Below are 6,000 nucleotides of genomic sequence, written 5' to 3' on the forward strand. Positions count from 1 at the left end.
CAGCGGGAATACAGAACGCGGCCGGGTCACAAGCGCGTCACAGGACGTGCGCGACCCCGCGGACGCAAAAGCCCCCGATTTCGCCTGGAAATGGGGGCTTTTGCGGCTGGTCGAATCAGCCGAGGATCAGCGAGTCGCCGTCCGGGCTGACGTTCACCGGAACGGTGTCGCCGTCGTGGACGTCGCCGGCCAGCAACTGCTTGGCCAGCTGGTCGCCGATCGCCTGCTGCACCAGCCGGCGCAGCGGCCGCGCGCCGTAGACCGGGTCGAACCCGCGCTGCGCCAGCCACTGCTTGGCCGGGAGCGACACCTCGAGGGTGAGGCGGCGCTGCGCCAGCCGCTTCTGCAGCTGGGCCAGCTGGATGTCGACGATCGCCACCAGCTCACCGGGCTCGAGGCCGTGGAAGATGATCACGTCGTCGAGGCGGTTGATGAACTCCGGCTTGAACGCCGAGCGCACCGCGGCCATCACCTGCTCCTCGGTCCCGCCCGAGCCCAGGTTGGACGTCAGGATCAGGATCGTGTTGCGGAAGTCGACCGTGCGGCCCTGGCCGTCCGTCAACCGCCCCTCGTCGAGCACCTGCAGCAGCACGTCGAACACATCCGGGTGCGCCTTCTCGATCTCGTCGAACAGGATCACCGTGTAGGGACGCCGCCGCACCGCCTCGGTCAGCTGGCCGCCCTGGTCGTAACCGATGTAGCCCGGAGGAGCGCCGACCAGCCGTGCGACCGAGTGCTTCTCGCCGTACTCGCTCATGTCGATGCGGACCATCGCGCGCTCGTCGTCGAACAAGAACTCCGCCAGCGCCTTGGCCAGCTCGGTCTTGCCGACACCGGTCGGGCCGAGGAACATGAACGACCCGGTCGGCCGGTTCGGGTCGGCGACACCGGCCCGCGAACGCCGCACGGCGTCAGACACCGCCTGCACGGCCCGCTTCTGACCGATGACGCGCTTACCCAGCTCGTCCTCCATGCGCAGCAGCTTGGCCGTCTCGCCCTCGAGCATCCGCCCGGCGGGGATGCCGGTCCACGCCGACACCACCTCGGCGATGTCGTCGGGCCCGACCTCCTCCTTGAGCATCACGTTCTCGCGCGCCTCGGCGTGCGGCAGCGCGGCGTCGAGCTTCTTCTCCAGCTCCGGGATGCGGCCGTAGCGCAGCTCGGCGGCCTTGGCCAGGTCGCCGTCGCGCTCGGCCCTCTCGGACTCGCCGCGCAGCACATCCAGCTGCTCCTTGAGCTCTCGGACGACGTCGATCGCGTTCTTCTCGTTCTGCCAGCGGGTGGTGAGCTCGGCCAGCTGTTCCTTCTTGTCGGCCAGCTCGGAGCGCAGCTTCTCCAGCCGCTCCTTGGACGCCTCGTCCTCCTCCTTGGCCAGCGCCATCTCCTCGATCTCGAGGCGGCGCACCAGGCGCTCGACCTCGTCGATCTCGACGGGCCGCGAGTCGATCTCCATCTTCAGCCGGCTGGCGGCCTCGTCGACCAGGTCGATGGCCTTGTCCGGCAGGAACCGCGCGGTGATGTAGCGGTCGCTCAACGTCGCGGCCGCCACCAGCGCCGAGTCGGTGATGCGCACGCCATGGTGCACCTCGTAGCGGTCCTTCAGCCCGCGCAGGATGCCGACGGTGTCCTCGACCGACGGCTCGCCGACGAACACCTGCTGGAAGCGCCGCTCCAGGGCGGCGTCCTTCTCGATGTACTTGCGGTACTCGTCGAGCGTCGTGGCGCCGACCAGCCGCAGCTCGCCGCGGGCCAGCATCGGCTTGATCATGTTGCCGGCGTCCATCGCGCCCTCGCCGGTCGCGCCGGCGCCCACGATGGTGTGCAGCTCGTCGATGAACGTGATGATCTGGCCGGCGGAGTTCTTGATGTCGTCGAGGACGGCCTTGAGCCGCTCCTCGAACTCGCCGCGGTACTTGGCGCCGGCGACCATCGAGCCCAGGTCCAGGCTGATGACGGTCTTGTCGCGCAGGCTCTCGGGGACGTCGCCGGCCACGATGCGCTGGGCCAGGCCCTCGACGATCGCGGTCTTGCCGACGCCGGGCTCACCGATGAGCACCGGGTTGTTCTTGGTGCGCCGGGAGAGCACCTGCACGACGCGGCGGATCTCGTTGTCGCGGCCGATGACCGGGTCGAGCTTGCCCTCGCGCGCGCGGGCCGTCAGGTCGGTGGAGTACTTCTCCAGGGCCTGGTAGGTAGCCTCCGGCTCGGGGCTGGTGACCCGGGCGCTGCCGCGGACCTTGACGAACGCCTCGCGCAGCGCCTGCGGCGAGGCGCCGTGGCCGGTCAGCAGCTTGGCGACCTCGGAGTCGCCGGTCGCCAGGCCCACCAGCAGGTGCTCGGTCGAGACGTACTCGTCGTCCATCTCGGTGGCGAGCTGCTGGGCCGTGGTGATGGCGGCCAGCGATTCGCGCGACAGCTGCGGCTGCGAGCTGGCGCCGCTGGCCTGCGGCAGGCGGTCCAGCATGTGCTGAGCCTCGGTACGAATGGTCGCGGGTTCGACGCCGACCGCCTCGAGCAGCGGCGCGGCGATCCCGTCGTTCTGCGTCAGCAGCGCCAACAGCAGGTGCGCGGGCCTGATCTCGGGATTCCCGGCGGCCGACGCCGCCTGGAGCGCCGAGGTCAGCGCCGCTTGGGTCTTGGTGGTCGGGTTGAAAGAGTCGCTAGCCAACCGAGACACCTCCGTTTCCGGGTATGTAGGAAAAATGCTTCTCGCGTTGTCCAACGCCGTCAAGGTTGAGTCTGTTCCGCTCAATTTTAGGTTTTTTTCCGCGGCTCCGGTAGGTCCAGTTCGCAAATGAACCGCCGCGACGGCGCCGATGAGCGGGTGAGCGGCGCGCCCACCACCGAACTTGCGCTTACCCCACGCAAGGTTCCGGTGGCGTTCCGGCTGGCCGAGCTGCTGCGATTCCGCTGGCGGGACGCGTGGACCCTGCTCGCGGTCGGGGTCCTCCCCGCCGGGTTCTGGGTCGGGCTGCCGAGCGCCTTCGCCGCGGTGGCGGTGCTGACCGTGGCCGCCATCTACGCGGTGCGGTTGCGGGGCGCGCGGATCCGGCTGGGCCTGCTCAGGTGGGGCCGGGTCGCCACCGTGATCTCCCGGTCCACCCAGCCGGGCGGAGCGATTCGGTACCACGTCCGCCTGCCGGTGGCGCACGGCTGGCACGTCACCCGCCGCCGGTGGAGCGGGCCGATCGTCACGACGACCGTTCGCTACGCCCTCGACGACGACGAGGGCGGCCTGGTGTTGCGCGGGCGCGAATACGCCAACGGCGTGATCCTGGCCGACGAGCGCAACCCGGCCCGGGCCCGATGCGTGACGTCCTTCGCCTACGACCTCGACCGCGACGAGGCGGGCGACTGGCTCGGCGCGCTGCGACCCCGGCTCCGGGCGGGGATGGCGTGTTGGTCGGCCATGGTGATCGGCTGGCTGACCCTGGCCGGTCTGGCCGCGGGCGGCTTCCGCGCCGACGGCACCGGCGACACCCCGTCGGCGCCCGTCCCGAACGCCGGCACCTTGCAGGTCAGCGGCAACGGCAAGCACAAGACGATCCCGTGCAACGACGGCTACCTGTCGGTCAGCGGCGTGGACAACACGGTGGTCGTCACCGGCCACTGCACGAGCCTGAGCGTCTCCGGCGACCGCAACCGCGTCGCGGTGGACAGCGCGGACGCCGTGAGCACCACGGGAACGGGGAACGCGGTGACCTACCACTGGGGCTCGCCGCGGATCGTCGACAAGGGGAAGTCCAACACCGTCCGTCAGGGCTGACCGGGGCGCGGCGCGCCTAGAATCGGCGTCCGTGAGCTTGGAGGACCGGGATGCGCTGGGCGTGTTGCGCGACGCGTTCGACGACGAGCTGGTCCACCGCTTCTACGACCGCTGGTTCGCCCTCGACGTTTCGGTGCGCGACCTGTTCCCGCCCGAACTGGATGCCCAGCGAGCCGCTTTCGGCCACGCCATGCGCTGGGTGTACGGCGAGCTGGTGGAGCAGCGCGCCGCCGAGCCGGTGTCGTTCCTGGCCCAGCTCGGCCGCGATCACCGCAAATACGGTGTGCTGCCAAGCCATTACGACACGCTGCGCCGCGCGCTGGACGCGACCCTGCGCGCCCAGCTGGCCGACTCCTGGACCGACGCCGTCGACGCCGCGGCCACGCAGTCGCTGAACCTGATCACCGGGGTCATGAGCGGCGCGGCCGACGCCGAGGAGGGACCGGCCTGGTGGGACGGCACGGTGATCGAGCACCACCGCGTCTCGCGTGACCTCGCGGTGGTGCGGCTGCGGCTGGACCGGCCGATGCACTACTACCCCGGCCAGTACGTGAATGCCCATGTCCCGCAATGCCCGCGGCGCTGGCGCTACCTCAGCCCGGCGATCCCGGCGGACCCCGACGGCGGGATCGAGTTCCATGTCCGGCAGGTTCCCGGCGGCCTGGTCAGCACGGCCATCGTCAACGAGACCCGCCCCGGTGACCGCTGGCGGTTGTCCAGCCCGCACGGCGGCCTGCACGTCGACCGCGGCGGCGGCGACGTGCTCATGGTCGCCGGCAGCACCGGCCTCGCGCCGCTGCGGGCGCTGATCATGGACTTGAGCCGCTACGCCGATAACCCACGCGTGCATCTGTTCTACGGCGCGCGCTACCGCTGCGAGCTGTACGACCTGCCCACCCTCTGGCAGGTGGCGTCGCACAACCCGTGGCTGTCCGTCTCGCCGGTGTCGGAATACCGCCGCGACCCCGCGTGGGCCGCCGACTATCCCGACGTCACGCCGCCACGCGGCCTGCACGTGCACCAGACCGGCCGGCTGCTCGACGTGGTGTCGCAATACGGCGGGTGGGGCGACCGGCAGATCCTGATCTCCGGCGGCCCGGCCATGGTGCGGGCCACCAAGGCCGCGCTGATCGCCAAAGGCGCTCCCCCCGAACGCATTCAGCACGACCCGCTCTGGAGGTAGATGATGCACGTCGTCACGCTGACCGACCCGGCGTCGGAGGTGGCCGCGCAGTTCGTGCCCGGCGCGGGCATGATCGGCACGTCGCTCACCGACGCCGGCGCGCAGCTGCTCGGCCAGCGACGCGGCCTCGAGGCCTACCTCGAGGCGGGTAAGACGATGGGCATCCCGATCCTCTACCCGTGGGCGAATCGCCTGGGCGGCAACTCGTTTACCGCGCAGGACGTGACCGTGGAGCTGACCCCCGGGGAGAACGGCGTCCGGGCCGACCCCAACGGGTTGCCGATCCACGGCGTGCTGGCCGCCTACCCGGGCTGGCGGGTGAGGACGGAATTGGGCAACGAGCTGGTCGCCGAGCTCGACTTCGGCGCCGACCCGAAGTTGTTGGTCAGCTTTCCTTTTCCGCACATGCTCACCGTCGCCGTGCGGCTGGCCGAGCGGACGCTGACGGTGCGGACCACGGTCAACGCGACGGGCGACCGGGCGGTGCCGCTGTGCTTCGGGTTTCATCCGTACCTGCAGCTGCCGGGCGTGCCGCGCGGTGAGTGGGTGATCGAGACGCCGCCGCTGCGGCACCTGCGCCTCGACGACCGCGGCCTGCCGACGGACGAATCGGAGCCGACGGATGCCATGCGGGAACCCTTGGGCGACAAGGGGTTCGATGACGCGTACGACGAGGTCCCCGAGGGCGCGGTGTTCGCGGTCTCCTGCGGCGGCCGGCGTCTGGAGGTCCACTTCGAGCGCGGGTACCCGGCGACGCAGATCTTCGCACCGCCCGCCGAAGATCTCGTCTGCTTCGAGCCGATGACCGCGCCGACGGACGCGCTGCGCCGCGGCGGCTACCGCTGCGCGGCGCCCGGCGAGCCGGCCATCACGCAGTTCTCGATCCGGGTTTGAGGGGCGTCAGCGGAAACAGGCGCCAGCTCGCGTGAATAGCGCTGTCGCCGCGGCGAACTCAGCCGGATTGACCCGGGGCGCCGTTGGCGCCGAACAGCACGCCGCGAGCACCCGCGGGACCGCCGGCGCCGGCGAAGAACCCGGTGCCTCGGGGACC

General features: G+C 70.8%; 4 protein-coding genes. 3 read left to right on the forward strand and 1 reads right to left on the reverse strand.

Annotated elements, in window-relative coordinates; genetic code table 11:
• Positions 1-115: 115 nt before the first annotated feature.
• Positions 116-2,668, reverse strand: coding sequence for an ATP-dependent chaperone ClpB (clpB, locus tag GPY60_RS15220; RefSeq protein WP_156688502.1), 2,553 nt, complete (start codon positions 2,666-2,668; stop codon positions 116-118).
• Positions 2,669-2,794: 126 nt separating this feature from the next.
• Here clpB and GPY60_RS27135 point away from each other — a divergent pair, with 126 nt between their 5' ends.
• The 3 genes from GPY60_RS27135 to GPY60_RS15235 are packed head-to-tail and all read left to right on the forward strand — an operon-like array spanning position 2,795 to position 5,843.
• Positions 2,795-3,766, forward strand: coding sequence for a DUF3060 domain-containing protein (locus tag GPY60_RS27135; RefSeq protein WP_231639670.1), 972 nt, complete (start codon positions 2,795-2,797; stop codon positions 3,764-3,766).
• Between the two features lie 31 nt (positions 3,767-3,797).
• A complete protein-coding gene (locus GPY60_RS15230; protein WP_156688503.1) occupies positions 3,798-4,949 on the forward strand; it encodes an FAD-binding oxidoreductase in 1,152 nt (383 codons plus the stop codon).
• A gap of 3 nt (positions 4,950-4,952) precedes the next feature.
• The gene (locus GPY60_RS15235) at positions 4,953-5,843 is read left to right on the forward strand and encodes an aldose 1-epimerase (protein ID WP_156688511.1); all 891 of its coding nucleotides are present in this window, start codon (positions 4,953-4,955) and stop codon (positions 5,841-5,843) included.
• The last annotated feature ends 157 nt before the right edge of the window (positions 5,844-6,000 follow it).

Source organism: Mycobacterium sp. Marseille-P9652 (assembly GCF_902652685.1).
In the GTDB taxonomy this organism is placed as follows: Bacteria; Actinomycetota; Actinomycetes; order Mycobacteriales; family Mycobacteriaceae; genus Mycobacterium.

Coding starts and splice junctions, on each gene's coding strand:
- GPY60_RS15235 (WP_156688511.1), top strand. CDS start 4,953: ATGCACGTCGTCACGCTGACCGACCCGGCGTCGGAGGTGGCCGCGCAG.
- GPY60_RS27135 (WP_231639670.1), top strand. CDS start 2,795: ATGAACCGCCGCGACGGCGCCGATGAGCGGGTGAGCGGCGCGCCCACC.